This is a genomic window from Dactylosporangium sucinum (assembly GCF_014647515.1).
Taxonomy (GTDB): domain Bacteria; phylum Actinomycetota; class Actinomycetes; order Mycobacteriales; family Micromonosporaceae; genus Dactylosporangium; species Dactylosporangium sucinum.
In genome coordinates this window covers 12,666-28,389 of record NZ_BMPI01000008.1, presented here as the reverse complement: position 1 = coordinate 28,389, position 15,724 = coordinate 12,666, and the positions used below count along the sequence as shown (strand labels likewise).

General features: G+C 71.6%; 17 protein-coding genes. 9 read left to right on the top strand and 8 right to left on the bottom strand.

Features of this window, described 5'->3' with window-relative positions:
• Window positions 1-2: 2 nt before the first annotated feature.
• From IEZ31_RS09995 to IEZ31_RS09975, 5 genes are all read right to left on the bottom strand, one after another.
• Window positions 3-515 (bottom strand): hypothetical protein, encoded by a 513-nt coding sequence (locus tag IEZ31_RS09995; RefSeq protein WP_190249496.1) that lies wholly within the window; start codon window positions 513-515, stop codon window positions 3-5.
• Window positions 516-560: 45 nt separating this feature from the next.
• Entirely contained in the window at window positions 561-1,331 is a 771-nt protein-coding gene (locus tag IEZ31_RS09990; protein WP_190249495.1) for a maleylpyruvate isomerase family mycothiol-dependent enzyme, read from the bottom strand.
• Window positions 1,332-1,353: 22 nt separating this feature from the next.
• The gene (locus IEZ31_RS09985; protein ID WP_190249494.1) at window positions 1,354-1,854 is read right to left on the bottom strand and encodes a DUF456 domain-containing protein; all 501 of its coding nucleotides are present in this window, start codon (window positions 1,852-1,854) and stop codon (window positions 1,354-1,356) included.
• 19 nt (window positions 1,855-1,873) lie between these two features.
• Window positions 1,874-2,815: an alpha/beta hydrolase gene (locus IEZ31_RS09980; protein ID WP_229834610.1), complete on the bottom strand. Its 942-nt coding sequence runs from the start codon at window positions 2,813-2,815 to the stop codon at window positions 1,874-1,876.
• Window positions 2,816-2,909: 94 nt separating this feature from the next.
• On the bottom strand, window positions 2,910-3,317 hold the full coding sequence (locus IEZ31_RS09975) for a DUF7144 family membrane protein (protein ID WP_190249492.1): 408 nt from the start codon (window positions 3,315-3,317) through the stop codon (window positions 2,910-2,912).
• Window positions 3,318-3,441: 124 nt separating this feature from the next.
• Here IEZ31_RS09975 and IEZ31_RS09970 point away from each other — a divergent pair, with 124 nt between their 5' ends.
• The 3 genes from IEZ31_RS09970 to IEZ31_RS09960 all read left to right on the top strand — a co-directional run bounded on the left by IEZ31_RS09970 (window position 3,442) and on the right by IEZ31_RS09960 (window position 5,243).
• On the top strand, window positions 3,442-3,798 hold the full coding sequence (locus IEZ31_RS09970) for a DoxX family protein (protein WP_190249491.1): 357 nt from the start codon (window positions 3,442-3,444) through the stop codon (window positions 3,796-3,798).
• Window positions 3,799-3,854: 56 nt separating this feature from the next.
• Window positions 3,855-4,349, top strand: a complete 495-nt coding sequence (locus tag IEZ31_RS09965) for a MarR family winged helix-turn-helix transcriptional regulator (RefSeq protein ID WP_190249490.1) — start codon at window positions 3,855-3,857, stop codon at window positions 4,347-4,349.
• Between the two features lie 192 nt (window positions 4,350-4,541).
• Window positions 4,542-5,243, top strand: coding sequence for an SDR family NAD(P)-dependent oxidoreductase (locus IEZ31_RS09960; RefSeq protein WP_190249489.1), 702 nt, complete (start codon window positions 4,542-4,544; stop codon window positions 5,241-5,243).
• On the opposite strand, the gene IEZ31_RS09955 is transcribed toward IEZ31_RS09960, so the two are convergent.
• Window positions 5,240-6,049: an alpha/beta fold hydrolase gene (locus tag IEZ31_RS09955; protein WP_229834607.1), complete on the bottom strand. Its 810-nt coding sequence runs from the start codon at window positions 6,047-6,049 to the stop codon at window positions 5,240-5,242. The genes IEZ31_RS09960 and IEZ31_RS09955 overlap by 4 nt on opposite strands.
• Before the next feature lie 96 nt (window positions 6,050-6,145).
• Between IEZ31_RS09955 and IEZ31_RS09950 the strand changes: the two genes are divergently transcribed.
• Entirely contained in the window at window positions 6,146-7,651 is a 1,506-nt protein-coding gene (locus IEZ31_RS09950) for an aldehyde dehydrogenase family protein (protein ID WP_190249487.1), read from the top strand.
• Between the two features lie 92 nt (window positions 7,652-7,743).
• Here the strand turns inward: IEZ31_RS09950 and nucS are convergent, their stop codons facing one another.
• Window positions 7,744-8,403 carry an endonuclease NucS gene (gene nucS / locus IEZ31_RS09945; protein ID WP_190249486.1) on the bottom strand — a complete coding sequence of 220 codons (660 nt, stop codon included), beginning with the start codon at window positions 8,401-8,403 and terminating at the stop codon, window positions 7,744-7,746.
• 51 nt (window positions 8,404-8,454) lie between these two features.
• On the opposite strand from nucS, the gene IEZ31_RS09940 reads away from it, so the two are divergent.
• Entirely contained in the window at window positions 8,455-9,087 is a 633-nt protein-coding gene (locus IEZ31_RS09940; RefSeq protein WP_190249485.1) for a DUF4126 domain-containing protein, read from the top strand.
• 1 nt (window position 9,088) lies between these two features.
• Here IEZ31_RS09940 and IEZ31_RS09935 read toward each other — a convergent pair whose 3' ends face one another.
• Window positions 9,089-11,062, bottom strand: a complete 1,974-nt coding sequence (locus IEZ31_RS09935; RefSeq protein WP_190249484.1) for an ethylmalonyl-CoA mutase — start codon at window positions 11,060-11,062, stop codon at window positions 9,089-9,091.
• A 69-nt stretch (window positions 11,063-11,131) separates the two neighbouring features.
• Here IEZ31_RS09935 and IEZ31_RS09930 point away from each other — a divergent pair, with 69 nt between their 5' ends.
• The 4 genes from IEZ31_RS09930 to IEZ31_RS09915 are packed head-to-tail and all read left to right on the top strand — an operon-like array spanning window position 11,132 to window position 15,323.
• Window positions 11,132-11,974, top strand: a complete 843-nt coding sequence (locus tag IEZ31_RS09930; protein ID WP_190249483.1) for an ABC transporter ATP-binding protein — start codon at window positions 11,132-11,134, stop codon at window positions 11,972-11,974.
• Window positions 11,971-12,756: an ABC transporter permease gene (locus tag IEZ31_RS09925; protein WP_190249482.1), complete on the top strand. Its 786-nt coding sequence runs from the start codon at window positions 11,971-11,973 to the stop codon at window positions 12,754-12,756. The genes IEZ31_RS09930 and IEZ31_RS09925 overlap by 4 nt, the downstream gene beginning before the upstream one ends.
• 40 nt (window positions 12,757-12,796) lie before the next feature.
• Entirely contained in the window at window positions 12,797-14,998 is a 2,202-nt protein-coding gene (locus IEZ31_RS09920; RefSeq protein WP_190249481.1) for an ATP-binding protein, read from the top strand.
• A gap of 22 nt (window positions 14,999-15,020) precedes the next feature.
• Window positions 15,021-15,323: a hypothetical protein gene (locus IEZ31_RS09915; protein ID WP_190249480.1), complete on the top strand. Its 303-nt coding sequence runs from the start codon at window positions 15,021-15,023 to the stop codon at window positions 15,321-15,323.
• Window positions 15,324-15,724 lie beyond the last annotated feature (401 nt).

Below are 15,724 nucleotides of genomic sequence, written 5' to 3'. Positions count from 1 at the left end.
AGTTACCGGCGAGTCTCCCACGCCGGCCCGAATCGACGCGCGGCCTCGTCCTGTGCAATACCGCTCACCGAGCGCGTGAACTCCATGATCCAGTTGGTGCGCCAGGACGCGCCAGCGTCGTAGGAGAAGGCCTGCTCCCAGCGGGCCTTGTCGGGCCCGTCATGGGTCCAGGTGAAGCGGACCCGCACCGGGTGGCCGCCGAGCACGTCGTCGCACTCGAACACGCCGCGCCCGCCGGACCAGCGGCCGACGACGGGCGGGTCGAGGTGGCCGGGATTGCGGGTCGAGGCCCACCAGATGCGCCACACGTCCTCGGCCGGATCGTATTGCCGGAGCGTGAAGCCCTCGAAGTCGTCCGCCCAGATCCGGTCGACGTTGCCCAGGCCGCCGAAGATCGGCTCGGCGGCCGACTGCGTCGCGAACTCGACCCACTCGTCGCAGGCCGGGTCGATGGTGTCACGGAGCTTACGGTTGTGGATGTTCCAGGTCCCGAACAGGAAGTCGAAGTCCCTCATGCCCCGGCATACTGCCACCGGGGTACGACAAAAAAACGCCCAAGATCAGGTCCAGCGGATCGTCGCCCGCTCCCGCCACACGCCGAGCACGGCCGGATCGCCGGCCACGACCAGCTCGTCGGCCGGCCGGCGGTTCCACAGCGCCAGGTAGAGCTCCCCCGCCGGGCCGCGCAGCGTGCAGTCCGCCGCGGCGGGCGCGCCGCGGCTGATGGCGGCCCCCGACGGGCCCATCTGGACCGTCCACGACCGCGGCCCCTCGCACGCGGCGCCGTCCGTCACGTCCACCGCCAGCGTGCGGGGCGAGTCGGAGCGCAGCCGACCGCCGCGCGCGCCGTAGAAGCCCATGAGGAGCTCGTCGATGCCGTCGATGCCGACGTCGGCCTCGACCCCGCCGATCGAGCCCACCGCGCCCTGCAGGTCGGCCCGGTGGATGGTGGTCTCATGGGCCTGCCGCCGGGCCCAGAACGCCAGCGGCGACTCGGCCGGCAGGAAGTGCCAGCAGTCCAGCGACGGCGGGGCGGCGCGCAGCGTGTCGACGAGCGCGGTGTGCCCGGCCTGGAACCACTCGACGAGGTCGGCGTCGCCGGGCATCCCCCCGACCGCGGCCTCCTCCTCGTCGTCGGTCAGGATGACGGCGCGGCACTCGCGGACGTAGGTGGCGGCCCAGCGGTGGACATACCCCAGGTGCTGCACCAGATCGCGAACGGTCCACTCCGGGCAGGTCGGCACGGGCGCGTCGAGCCCGGCCTTCTCCGCGGCATCGACGAAGTCCAGCCCGGCGCGCTCCAGCGCATCGATGTGCCGACCGATCTCCATCCTGAAACTGTGCCAGACCACGTCAGGCGACGAACAGACCCGCCACCCAGATGCCGGCGATGACCAGCGCCGTCGCCAGCTCGATGAGCATCGAGACGCCGGCCGCCTTGAGCGCGTGCTTCGTCGCGGTCCACGCCCGCCTGGCGTCGCGGAGCCGCACCTGCTCGACCAGGTAGATGCCGAGCACGAAGCCGATGACGAGCCCGACGACCGGAATCAGGAAGAAGCCGACGATGCCGCAGACGCCGCCGAGCAGCAGGCTCAGGTTGGACACCCCGGCCCGCTTGAGGTTGCGGCCGGGCACCAGGTACTTCGCCGTGAAGCCGAGGGCCAGCACGACGGTGGCCGCCACCGCGACGGTCCAGCCCACCGCGCCGTGCCCGCCGAACAGCGCCCACACCATGACCCCGGCCCAGCACAGGACCAGGCCGGGGAGCATGGGGACGAGGACGCCGACGACGCCGACGATCACGGCGACGGCGGAGATGAACGAGACGAGCCCGCTGCTGTCGGTGACGTCCACGCCGACGACTTTAGGGCCTCTAGGCCCCCACGATCTCCTGCAGAATGCCGGCGAACTCGGCGGCCCGCTCGACGTGCGGCGAGTGGCCGCAGTCGTCGAAGACCACCTCGCGGTAGTTGCCGTACCGCTCGAACACCGCCCGGGTCTGGCCGATCATCGGCTGCGGCGGGCACGCCTCCTCGCCCGGCCAGCCGGGGACCAGACCCAGCTTGCCCAGCTGCGCGAGGTCGAAGAACGAGCCGTCGGACACGATCGCGTCCTTGTCGCCGCGGATCCAGGTGATCGGCGGCTTCGCCGGCAGGTCGACGATGCCGGTCAGGTTGAGCCAGCGCGGCGACAGCGTGTTGAGCACGCCGCGCGTGCCGGGGCCGACACCCGGCCAGTTCTCGCTGGCCGAGCCGTCGCCCGGGTAGTTGTCCTCGCCGGTGGCCGTCGACAGCATCGTGTCGAGCAGCAGCTCCTCGTCGTCGCCGAACGACTCCGGCGAGGCGACGTAGAAGGCCCGCATCACGTTGCGCGGGCTGGCCTGCTCGTCGGTGCCGCGGTCCTTCGCCGCCAGCAGGCGGACGAAGTCGGGATTGGCCGCGCCACCGCCGGTGCCGGCGAAGTCGGGCGTGGTCGGGGTACCGTCAAGATCCCTCGTGCCACCGAAACCGTACGGCGACACCGGAGCCTCCAGGACCAGGGCCGCGATGGAGTCGGGATGGTCGAGAAGAAGCTGCATGGCGACACCCCCGCCGAGGGAGTGACCGACCACGACCGGTTTGGTGGCAAACGAAGCCAACAGTGGAGCGACGTCGTCGGCGTAGTCGCGCACACCGCGCGTGGCATCCACCGGCAGCGCCGGCGAATCGCCGTAGCCGCGCAGGTCGGGCGCGACGATCCGCCAGTGCGCCGGAAGGTGCCGGACAAGGGGCTCCCAGAAGCCCGAGGAAGAGCAGTTGCCATGGATGAGCAACACGGGTGGACCGTCGATGGGCCCGCGGCTGGTGACGTGCATCACCGCATGGTCGCACCGGCTGGGCCCCGGTCACATGTGGTCCACCCACACTGTCCTAGGGCGCGATGGCGTCCTCGCGCCCATACTTCGTCAGGGCCCAGATGACCGCGACGTCGGCGGCGATGATCAACATTGACCACAGCGGGTAGTAGGGCAGGAACAGGAAGTTCGCGATCGCGCTCAGCGCGGCCAGCACGATGCCCAGGATGCGGCCCCACAGCTGCCCCGCGAGCACCGCCCCGCCACCGACCGCGACCAGGACGCCCAGCGCCAGGTGGATCCATCCCCAGGTGCTCACGTCGAAGCCGAACAGGTAGTTGTCGCTCATCACGTAGAACGTGTCCTCGAAGATCGCGGTCAGCCCGACCACGATCTGGAAGATGCCGATGACGAGCATCATGCTGCCGCCGAACACCGCGAACCCGGTGACCCAGGGCGAGGACCGGCGAATTCCAGTCTCCATGCCCGCCACGGTCGGCCGGTCGCGGGTGAAGGTCCGTCACCCGCCGGTCAGGACATTGCGAGGTACTTGATGCTTCAAGTACAGTGCGCCCATTCATTTGAAGCTTCAAGCATAAGGAGTCGCCGTGAACGTGTTCCTGTGGGTCCTGCAGATCGTGCTGGGCGTGGCCTTCCTGGGCGCCGGCGTCATGAAGTCCACCCAGCCCAAGGAGAAGCTCGCGGGGAACATGACCTGGGTCAACCGGCGCTCCGCCGGCACCGTCAAGTTCATCGGCGTCATGGAGATCCTCGGCGGGCTGGGCCTGATCCTGCCCCGGGCCACCGGCATCGCGACGATCCTGACGCCGCTCGCGGCCGTCGGTCTCGCCCTCGTCATGGTGCTCGCCATCGGCGACCACGTGCGCGCCAAGGAGTACCCCGTGATCCCGATCAACCTGGTCCTCGGCGCCCTTGCCGTGGTGATCGCGATCGGCCGCTTCTGACGCGTTTCGGACCCCTTGTTGGCTCCGCGGGGCAAGATCCGGGCACCATGGACGACATGAACGACGAGCCACGATGGTTGGACGACACCGAGCAGCGCGCTTGGCTGTCGCTCCTGGCCGTCGTGCTCGTCGGCTTCCCGGAACTGGAGCGCACGTTCCGCCCGCACGGGCTCGTGCACGTCGAGTATGGGCTGCTCGCCGCCCTGAGCAACGTCGAGGACGGGCTGCGGCTGTCCGACCTGGCCGGTCAGATGAACATGTCGCCCAGCCGGCTCAGCCACCGGATGCGCAAGCTGGTCGATCTGGGGTATGTCGAGATCAGCGGCGACGCGTGCGACGGCCGCGTCAGCATCGCCCGGATCACGCAGGCCGGCCGGCGGTTCGCCGAGCAGGTCGCCCCGGCGCACGTCGCCGACGTCCGGCGGCTCATCTTCGACCACCTCGACCGCGAGCAGACCGAGGCGCTCGCCGACGCGCTCGGCGCCGTCGCGGGCAAGCTCGGTGACACCTGTCCGGGGGCACCGAAGGGGCTAAGGCCTGTTCATGACTGAGGCCGGCTGCGGCGGGCCCAGATTCCGCCTGGCGCCACCCCGCGAAAGCCGGGTTACAACACCGGTAGCCAGAGTTCCGCGGGGCGACGCCAGACGAAATCTGGACTCCGCCTCGCTCCGACCTCAGTCGTGAAACAGGCGTTAGGCGCTCGGTCCGTATGAATGACCTTGCGACAGGAATAGAGTGACCGCATGCGTGCCGTCGTGATCACCGGGGTGTCCCGCGGCCTGGGTGCCGCACTGTTCGACGTGTCCACCGGACGGGGCGACCGGATCTTCGCGGTCGGCCGCCACTTCACGGCCGAACAGCAACAACTCCGCGACGAGCGGCCCGAGGACGTCACGCTGTTCTCCACCGACATCGCCGACGCGCACTGGCTGCCCGACAACGACACGCTCCGCGGCTTCCTGCGCGGCAGCGAGGACGTCGTGCTGATCCACAACGCGGCCGTCGTCGAGCCGATCGGCGCCGTCGGCAAGCTCACCACCGAGGCGATCACCAACGCCATCGCGGTCAACCTCACCGCGCCGATCGTGCTCACCAACACGTTCCTGCGCGCGGCACCGCACGACGCCCGGGTCCGGGTGCTGTTCGTCTCGTCGGGCGCGGCGCACCGCATCATCGACGGCTGGGCGCTGTACTGCACGACGAAGGCCGGCGGCGAGACGTTCTTCGACGCCGTGGCCTCGCAGGTGCGCGACGACGACCGGATCAGCGTCGTCAACATCGACCCCGGCCAGATGGACACCGGCATGCAGGAGAACATCCGCCGGGCGGCGTCCTCGGGCGCCTACTTCCCCGGCCAGCAGCACTGGGTCGACGCACCCGCCGAGGGCAGGCTCGCCGACCCGATCGCCGTGGCCGAGCGGATCCTCAAGGAGCACGCTTCCTAGCGCAGGGCGTCGCGCAGGCGCTCGGCGAAGGGCTTGGCGTTGCCGAAGCCGCCGTGCCCACCCGGGAACGTCGCGGCGGTCGTGTCGAGGCGGGTCGCCAGCTCCAGCGCAGCCCGGTTGGCCGGCTCGCCGACGCTCGCCGCGCCCGCGGCGGGAACGATCCGCACGGTGCCCGACCGCAGCGCGTCGAGGTCGGGCACGTTCCCGCCGAAAGGCGGCACCTCGTACGTGACGAAGAACGGCAGGTTCTGCTGCATCCGGGCGGCGAACCCGGGCGACGGCGGCGCGCCCGGCGACGGCTCCTCGCCCATGCCCAGGCCGGCGCCGAACACACCCATCGCCGCGCCCCAGCCGGCCTGCTTGTTGGTCTGCTCGACCGAGGCCATCAGCGCGCGGAACCGCTCGAAGTCGGGCAGCAGCTCGAAGACCGGCGGCTCGTGGGCGACGACCGCCCGCAGTACCTCCGGATGACGGGCGGCCAGTTCGAGCGCGATCGTGGCGCCCGAGCTGTTGCCGAACACGTCGGCGGGCTCGTCCTCGCTCGCCCCGACCGCGGCGAGCAGCCGGTACGCGTCGTCGGCGTGCTCCTCGACGCGCTGCGGCGCGGGCGGGCCGGCGAGCGGGCTCCGGGAGTTGCCGCGGCGGTCGTACGTGACGACGGTCCGCTCGGCGGCGAGTTCCTCGGCCAGCCCGGCGAAGCCCTCGGCGTCGTAGATGCCGCCGCAGACCAGCAGGAGCACGGGGCCGCTGCCGCGGACCTCGTAGTGCAGCGCGGCGCCCGGCACGGCAAGGGTCTCGGTCCTCATCGGGTCCTCCTGACTCGTTGTTCTGCCGACCGGTCGGAGCATTCCCCCGGTCCTCGACATCTACTCGTCAGTAATTTCCGGGTTTAGACTCGCGCCATGACCGCCACGCGAACGCCCGGCGTCCCCGCCGTCGACGAGGGCTCGCTGATCTCGACCAGCCCGGCCACCGGCGAGGAGGTCGGCCGCTTCCCGGTCGCCTCGGCCGATCATCTCACCGGCACCGTCGCGCGGGCCCGGGATGCGGCGGCGTGGTGGGCCGGCCTGGACTTCGCGGGACGCAAGCGCCGCCTCCTGGCCTACCGCAGCCTGCTGGCCAACCGGCTGGACGAGCTCACCGATCTCATGCACCGCGAGGGCGGCAAGCCGACGGCCGACGCCCTGGTCGAGGCCATCGCCGCGGTCGACCACATCGCGTGGGCCGCGCAGCACGCCCGGAAGGTGCTGGGCCGCCGGCGGGTCAGCAGTTCCCTGCTGCTCAAGGAGCACACGTCGTACCTCGAGTACCTGCCCTTCGGCGTGGTCGGCGTGATCGGACCGTGGAACTACCCGGTGCTCACGCCGATGGGCTCGATCGCCTACGCGCTGGCCGCCGGCAACGCGGTCGTCTTCAAGCCGAGCGAGTACACCCCGGCCGTCGGCCAGTGGCTGGTCGACCGGTTCAACGAGGTCGTTCCGGAGCATCCGGTTCTGCAGATCGTCCACGGCGTGGGCGACGTCGGCGCACTGCTCTGCCGGTCGGGCGTGGACAAGATCGCGTTCACCGGCTCGACCGCGACCGGCAAGAAGGTCATGGCCGCGGCCGCCGAGTCGCTGACCCCGGTCCTGCTGGAGTGCGGCGGCAAGGACTCCATGATCGTGGCCGCCGACGCCGACCTCGACGCCGCCGCGGCCGCCTGCGTGTGGGGCGGCCTGACGAACGCGGGCCAGACCTGCGTCGGCATCGAGCGCGTGTACGTCGCCGCCCCCGTCTACGACGAGTTCCTCGGCAGGATCGTCGCGCGCGCCGCGAAGCTGACGGTCGGCGCCGACGCGGACTCCGACATCGGCCCGATCACCATGCCGTCGCAGGTCGAGATCATCCGCCGGCACATCGAGGACGCCCTGACCCGGGGTGGCCGGGCGGTCCTGGGCGGCGCGGAGGCGGTGCAGCCGCCGTTCGTCAGCCCGACCATCCTGGTCGACGTGCCGGAGAACGCGGCCGCGGTCCAGGAGGAGACGTTCGGCCCGACGCTGACGGTCACGAAGGTCCGCGACGCCGAGGAGGCGCTCCGGCTGACCAACGGCACCGGCTACGGCCTGGGCGGCGCCATCTTCGCCAAGTCGGGCGCGCTGGACCTGGCCCGCCGGGTCCGCTCGGGCATGACCTCGGTCAACTCGGCGCTGACCTTCGCCGGCATGCCGTCGCTGCCGTTCGGCGGGGTGGGCGGCTCGGGCTTCGGCCGCATCCACGGCGAGGACGGCCTGCGGGAGTTCACCCGCCCGAAGGCGATCGTGAAGCGCCGCGGCCCGACGGTCCTGGCGGCGGCGACGTTCGACCGCACCGAGAAGACGATGGCGCAGATCGTGAAGGTGGTCCGCCTGGTCCACGGCCGCTCCCGCTGACCCCGCTTCCTCGTCGATCTTGCACTTGTGGTGCCTGACAAACCCGCGCATTCACGGAGTTTCCGGGCACCACAAGTGCAAGATCGACGGGGTTAGAACAGGGTGAGCTCGTCGCGCTCGATGCCGCGGAGCGCGTTGTAGTCCAGCACCACGCAGCGGATGCCGCGGTCCTCGGCCAGCACCCGGGCCTGGGGCTTGATCTCCTGGGCCGCGAAGATGCCGCTCACCGGCGCCAGCAGCGGATCCCGGCCGAGCAGCTCCAGGTAGCGGGTCAGCTGCTCCACCCCGTCGATCTCGCCCCGCCGCTTGATCTCGACCGCGACCGTGGCGCCCTCGCCGTCCTTGCACAGCAGGTCGACCGGGCCGATCGCGGTCATGTACTCGCGGCGGATCAGCGTGAAGCCCGTGCCCAGCGTCTGCGGGGCCGCCGCCAGCAGCTCCTGCAGGTGGGCCTCCACGCCGTCCTTCACCAGGCCCGGGTCGACGCCCAGCTCGTGCGACGTGTCGTGCAGGATCTCCTCGATCGTGATCCGCAGCTCCTCGCCGCCCTTGTTGACCACGCGCCACAGGCCGTCGGCCTCCTCCAGGCGGCACGGCGGACTCATCCAGTTGAGCGGCTTGTATGCCCGGTCATCGGCGTGGATCGAGATCGAGCCATCGGCCTTGATCAGCAGGAGGCGGGTCGCGAGCGGGAGGTGGGCCGTGAGCCGGCCGACGTAGTCGACCGAACACTTGGCGATGACGAGACGCACGGCGGACAGCCTATCCCGGCCCGATTGGCGGGCTGATGTCATGCTAGGGGCGTGTTGGAAGCATTGACGGGTCTCGGCCTGGCCACATCGGCCGGGCTGAACGCGTACATCCCGCTGCTCGCCATCGGTGTGCTCGCGCGGTACACCGAGCTCATCACGCTGCCGTCGAACTGGCAGTGGATGGAGAACGGCTGGACCATCCTGATCGTCGCGGCACTGCTCGCGATCGAGTTCGTCGCCGACAAGGTGCCGATCGTCGACCACGTCAACGACGTGATCCAGACGTTCGTGCGGCCGACCGCCGGCGGCCTGGCGTTCGGCGCCGCGTCGAGCGCCTCGACAGTGACGGTCACCGATCCCGGGTCGTTCTTCTCCAGCAACCAGTGGATACCCATCGTGGTCGGCGGCGCGGTCTCGCTCGGCGTGCACGGCATGAAGGCGGCCTCCCGCCCGGTCATCAACGCGACGACGGCCGGCTTCGGCGCCCCCGTGGCCAGCACCATCGAGGACGGGATCAGTGCGGTGCTCTCGCTGGTCGCGATCATCCTGCCGGTGCTGGTGCTGTTCTTCCTGCTCCTGATGTTCCTCACGTTCGGCTGGCTGATGCGCCGCCGCAAGCGCCGCAAGCAGGAGAAGGAAGCCGCCAGGTGGGCCCAGTCGCAAGGCTGGCGACCAGCGCCCTGAACTACGGCAGGTGGTGCGCCTCGCGGACGACGGTGACCAGCTCGTTCACCACGTCGGTGATGGCGAAGTCCTTCGGCGTGAACACCCGCGCCACGCCCGACGACCGCAGCACCTCCGCGTCGTCGGGCGGGATGATCCCGCCCACGACCACCGGCAGTTCGGTCAGGCCCTCGGCGCGCAGTCCCTGCAGTACCGACGCCACCGCCGCGAGATGCGAACCGGACAGCACCGAGAGGCCGACCAGGTCCACGTCCTCCTCGACCGCCGCGGCGACGATCTGCGCCGGTGTCAGCCGGATCCCTTGGTACACCACCTCGAACCCGGCATCGCGGGCGCGGACGGCGATCTGCTCGGCCCCGTTGGAGTGACCGTCGAGGCCGGGCTTGCCGACGAGCATCCGCAACCGCCCGCTGCCCAGCTCGGCGGCGGTGGACCGGACCCGTTCGCGAACCTTGTCCAGGTTCCCGGACGGCGACGACACCGTCGAACCGGACAGACCGGTCGGCGCGCGGTACTCGCCGAACACCGAACGCAGCACGGAGGCCCACTCCCCCGTCGTCACGCCGGCATCGACACACGCCAACGTCGCCTCCATGAGGTTCGCGGAGCCGGCCGCCGCCTCACGGAGCCGGTCGAGCGCGTCCGACACGTCGCCCCGCGACGCCCGCCACGACGCCACCGACGAGACCGCCGCCGCCTCCACCGCCGGGTCGATCTGCTCGATGGCGCCCGCACCCGTCAGCGGCGACGCCTCGGTCTCGGTGAAGCGGTTGACGCCCACCACCACGTCGTCGCCGCGCTCCATGCGCGAGCGCCGCTCGGCCAGCGAGGTCACCAGCGCGCTCTTCAGGTAGCCGGACTCCACCGCGGCCACCACCCCGCCCAGCTCCAGCACCCGGTCGAGCTCCGCCGTCGCCCCGGTGACGATCTCGTCGACGAGCGCGGTCATCACGTGCGAGCCCTCGAACAGGTCCGGGTACTCCAGCAGGTCCGACTCGAACGCCAGCACCTGCTGCATGCGCAGCGACCACTGCTGGTCCCAGGGCCGCGGCAGGCCGAGTGCTTCGTTCCAAGCGGGCAGTTGTACCGCGCGAGCCCGCGCCGACCGCGACAGCGTCACGCCGAGCATCTCCAGCACGATCCGCTGGACGTTGTTCTCCGGCTGCGCCTCGGTGAGCCCCAGCGAGTTGACCTGCACCCCGTAGCGGAACCGGCGCGCGCCCGCCGACTCGACCCCGTAGCGCTCCCTGGTGATGCCGTCCCACATCGCCGTGAACGCCCGCATCTTCGCCGTCTCCTCCACGAACCGCACGGAGGCGTTGACGAAGAACGAGATGCGCGCGACCACGTCGGGGAAGCGCTCCGACGGAACCTGGCCGGAGTCGCGGACGGCGTCCAGCACGGCGATCGCCGTCGCGAGCGCGAACGCGACCTCCTGCACCGGCGTCGCCCCGGCCTCCTGGAGGTGGTACGAGCAGATGTTGACCGGGTTCCACTTCGGGCAGTTGGCGACGGTCCAGGCGATCGTGTCGGTCGTCAGGCGCAGCGACGGCCCGGGCGGGAAGATGTGGGTCCCGCGCGACAGGTACTCCTTGACGATGTCGTTCTGCGTGGTGCCCGCCAGCGTCTCGATCGGCACGCCCTGCTCGCGGGCGCACGTGACGTACAACGCGAGCAGCCACATCGCCGTGGCGTTGATCGTCATCGAGGTGTTGGCCCGGCCGAGGTCGATGCCGTCGAACAGGGTCCGCATGTCACCGAGGTGCGCGACCGGCACGCCGACCCGCCCCACCTCGCCGTTGGCGAGCTCGGCGTCGGGGTCGTAGCCGGTCTGCGTGGGCAGGTCGAAGGCGACCGAGAGCCCGGTCTGCCCCTTCGCGAGGTTGCGCCGGAAGAGGGCGTTCGACGCGGCAGCCGACGAGTGGCCGGCGTACGTACGCATGACCCACGGACGATCGCGCTCGGGGAGCCTCATGACCAGCACCTTACTGAAGGGTAACTACACCCGGACAATGAAAGTTGTCACGGGGTTAGTGTGTACGCCGTGGCGGATGCGATCACTGTGCGCGGGCTCCACAAGCGCTACCGCAGCGCTGTCGCCGTCGACGGGGTGGATCTCGACGTCCACGCCGGCGAGGTGTTCGCGCTGCTCGGGCCCAACGGCGCCGGCAAGACGACGACCGTCGAGATCCTGGAGGGCTTCCGCAAGCGGACCTCCGGCGAGGTCTCGGTGCTCGGGCTCGACCCGCAGCACGCCGACGCGGCCTGGCGCGGCCGGGTGGGCGTGGTGCTGCAGAGCACCGGCGAGTTCGACGACCTCACGGCGCGCGAGGTGGTGCATCATTTCGCGCAGTACTACCCCGACGCCGCCGATCCCGACGAGGTCCTCGCCCGCGTCGGCCTGACGGAGAAGCAGGACGACCGCACCCGCGTGCTGTCCGGCGGCCAGAAGCGGCGGCTGGACGTCGCGCTCGGCATCATCGGCCGGCCGGAGCTGCTGTTCCTCGACGAGCCGACGACGGGCTTCGACCCCGAGGCGCGCCGCGAGTTCTGGGGCCTGATCCGCGGCCTGGCCGCGGCCGGCACGACGATCCTGCTCACCACGCACTATCTGGACGAGGCGGAGGCGCTCGCGGACCGGGTCGGCGTGCTCTCCGGCGGCCGGCTCATCGCCGTCGACGCGCCGGACCGGCTCGGCGACCGCGGCACGGGCGCGGCGACCGTGAGCTGGCTCGGGCCCGACGGGCCGGCCAGCGAGCAGACCGACGCCCCGACCGCGGTCGTGACCCGGCTCGCCGCCCAGTTCGGCGGCGAGGTGCCGGGCCTGACCGTCACCCGACCCAGCCTCGAGGACGTGTACCTGCGGATGATCGGCGTCGGCGAATGAACACCCTGCGGCTCGGCCTCCTGCGCGGCGGCCTGGAGATCAAGCAGTTCCTGCGCAGCCGCGAGTCGGTGGTGTTCACGCTGCTGTTCCCGCTGATCCTGCTGGGCATCTTCGGGGCCATCTTCGGCGGCGAGATCGCGCCCGGGGTTTCGTTCACGCAGTATTTCGCCGCCGGCATGGTCGCCGCCGGCCTGCTGTCGACCGGGTTCCAGTCGCTGGCGATCCAGATCCCGATGGAGCGGGAGAAGGGCATCCTCAAGCGGCTGCGCGGCACCCCGATGCCCCGCACGGCGTACTTCATCGGCAAGGTCGTCATGGTCCTGGCCATCGGCGCCGTCGAGACCGTGGTGCTGCTGGGCACGGCCGCGCTGTTCTTCGACCTCGACCTGCCCTCGACGGCGGCCCGCTGGGCCACGTTCGCCTGGGTCACGCTGCTCGGCATCAGCGCCTGCACGCTGTGCGGCATCGCGTTCTCGTCGCTGGCCCGCACCGGGCGCAGCGGCCCGGCCGTGGTGACGCCGGTGGCGATCGTGCTGCAGTTCATCTCGGGCGTCTTCTTCGTGTACTCCGACCTGCCGGCCTGGATGCGCGACATCGCCGCGGTGTTCCCGCTGAAGTGGATGACCCAGGGCATGCGCTCGGTGTTCCTGCCCGACTCGTACGCCGCGCGGGAGGTCGGCGGCGCCTGGCAGCACGGCACGATCGCGCTGGTGCTCGGCGGGTGGGTCGTGGTGGGCCTGGCCCTGTGCCTGCTGACCTTCCGCTGGACGGAACGGGACTGATTCTTCTCAGGGTTGCCGGCCGGTTGCCGAACAGTGCGGGGTGACGGGTCGGCTGGGCAGGGCGGTCCGCCAGGCCGGCACGCGCGGGAGCCTGGCGATCGCCGTTGTCGTCGCGCTCGGGCTGGCGGCGTCGTGGCACGCGGCCCAGACCATCCACGACGGCCAGCGGGAGCGGGCGCAGGCCGTCCTGGACCGGGACGCGTCGCTGTCCGAGATCGCCGTCCGGACGGAGATTCACCGGTACCTCGACACGCTGCGCACCGTCGCGTCGGCCATCGGCTCGCACGAGACGCTCACGATGGGCGACTTCGACGCGATCACGCTCCCGCTGCGGGAGGCGGGCCTGGCCGGGGCCACGTCGCTCGTCTTCACGGTGCCGGCGGAGGACGGGCAGCTGGCCGAGGTCCAGCGGTACTGGCGAGAACGCGGCGCGACCGACCTGCGGCTCGCCCCGCAGGGCACCGGCCGCGAGCACCAGTTCACGATCTTCACCCGGCCGCTGTCCAACGGCTCGGGAGTGCCGCCGGGCACCGACCTCTCGCAGCTGGCGGAGCCGACGACCGCGCTCAACGAGGCCCGGCGCGCCGGCGCGCCGGCCGTCTCCGACACGTACATCCTGCTGCGCGACCGCGGCCTGCCGGCGGCCGAGCAGCAGCTGTCCTTCGTCCTCGCGGCGCCCGTGTACGGCGTCCCGGGCGCCGACGGCCGGCGGGCCTTCAAGGGCTGGGTGGTCATGGGCCTGCGCGGGCAGGACTTCGTCGGCGGCGTGCTCAGCGCGGCCGTGCAGGGGCAGGTCGACGCGCGGCTGTGGGCCGACAACGGCGGCGGCCGGGCCACCCTGGTCGCGCGCCTGGACCACCCGGGAGAGCTGGACATGCGCCGGGAGATCGCCATCCCGCTCGCCAACCGCGAGTGGCGGCTGGTGGTGTCGGCCGACCCGGCCCAGCTGGGCGGCACCTCACTCGCGCTGCCGTGGCTGGTCGGGGCGGGCGGCACCGGGCTCACCGCGCTCGTCGGCGCGATGCTGTGGGCCCTCGCCGGCGGCCGGCGGCGGGCCGAGGCGCGGGTCGTGGCGGCCACCGCCGAGCTGCGGGAGGCCGAGCGGACCGCGCGCCGGCAGGTGGCGCTGCTCAACGGCATCCTGGAGCGCATCAGCGACGGCGTCGGCGTGGTCGACGAGGACGGCGCGTTCCTGGTCCACAACCCGGCCGCGCGGGCGATGCTCGGCGTTGCTGCCGACATCGACGGCCCGGAGCACTGGCAGGCGCACTACGGCATCTACCGCCCCGACGGCGTGACACCCTTCCCGCCCGCGGAGCTGCCGCTCGTGCTGGCGCTTGCCGGTCGGTCGACCGACCGAATCGAGATGGTGATCCGCAACCCCGGGCGGCCCGAGGGTGTGTGGCTGTCGGTGAGCGGCCGCCCGCTGGAGGTCGACGGCCGCCGGGGCGCCATCGCGGTGTTCCACGACGTCACGGCGACCCGCGAGCGGGAGGCCGACCTGACCGCGTTCGCCGGGATCGTCGCGCACGACCTGAAGAACCCGCTGACCGTGATCGCCGCGCACGCCGAGATGGCCCGCGACGCGCTGAGCGCCCTCCCGCCACACCCGGGCGAGGCGATCGACAGCATCGAGCGGGTCAGCAACGGCGTGGTACGGATGCGCCGGCTCATCGACGACCTGCTCGCATACACGACGGCGCGGGACGCGGCGCTGAAGCCGCAGCCGCTCGACCTGGCCGAGCTGGTCACCGACGTGGTCGGCCAGCGGGTGAACCACCTGCGGGTGCGGCCGGACGTGTACGTCGGGCCGCTCCCCCGCGTCGAGGCCGACCCGGCCATGCTGCGGCACGTCCTGGACAACCTGGTGGGCAACGCGCTGAAGTACGTGACCCCGGGCCGCATACCGAAAATCGACATCAGCGCCGGCAGCGCGGGCCCCGGCTGGGTCCGGGTCGAGGTCGCCGACCGCGGCATCGGCATCCCCGACGCCGACAAGCCGCACGTGTTCGAATCGTTCCACCGCGCGCACGCCGGCCAGCCCTACGGCGGCACCGGCCTGGGCTTGGCGATCTGCCGCCGGATCGTCGACCGGCACGGCGGCTCGATCACGGTCGCCGACAACCCGGGTGGCGGCAGCCGCTTCTCGTTCACGGTGCCGGCCGCGACAACGCTGCCTCCGGCGCTGCCCGCCTCCTCCTCGACCTCCGCCGAGGAGTCCGAACTGGCAACGTTGCGTTAACGGATGGTGGCACACTGTCGACGTGCCCCTCATGTACCTCGCGGGATGGTCCGCGTCGGCCGGCGTGCTGGCCGCCCTCGTCCTCATCATCCGGCTCCTGCACCGCGGCGGCGCCCCGAGCGCCTACGACTCCTTCGGCGACGATGATTACGGCCTGCTCCGCTCGGTCTCGGCGGTGGGCGACCTGGCCTTCGCCCGCGACGTACGCGACCGCCTCCGCCGCAACGGCGTCCGCGCCACCCTGGCCACGGGCCACGACGGCATGGTGCGGGTCCTGGTCTTCGCCGACGAGCTGGACCGCGCCCGCCGCCTCATCAACTTCTAGCCCCCCACCCGCACCCACCACCTCCACACCAGCCCCACGCCGCACCCGCCCCCACGCTGGGGCCGCCCCCACTGCGCGTGGTCCCCACGCCGCGCCGTCTCCACTGCGCACCCGCCCCCGCACTGGGCCGTCCCCACTGCGCGCCGCCCCCAACGCCGCTGCCGCCCCACTGCGCACCCGCCCTCACGTCGGGCCGCCCCCACACTGCGCCAGCGTCAGTCCGCGAACCCAGTCCACACCCCGCCCTTACGCCGCGCCGCTCACCCTCGGCACCCGCCCCAGCACCACGCCACCCGCGCTCCGCACCCGCTTTCCTCTGCTCCGCGATCTTGGAGTTGTGGCGCCCAATTTGCCGTATATTTCGCGCCACAAGTCCAAGATCGCGGAGCAGAGGAAAGCGC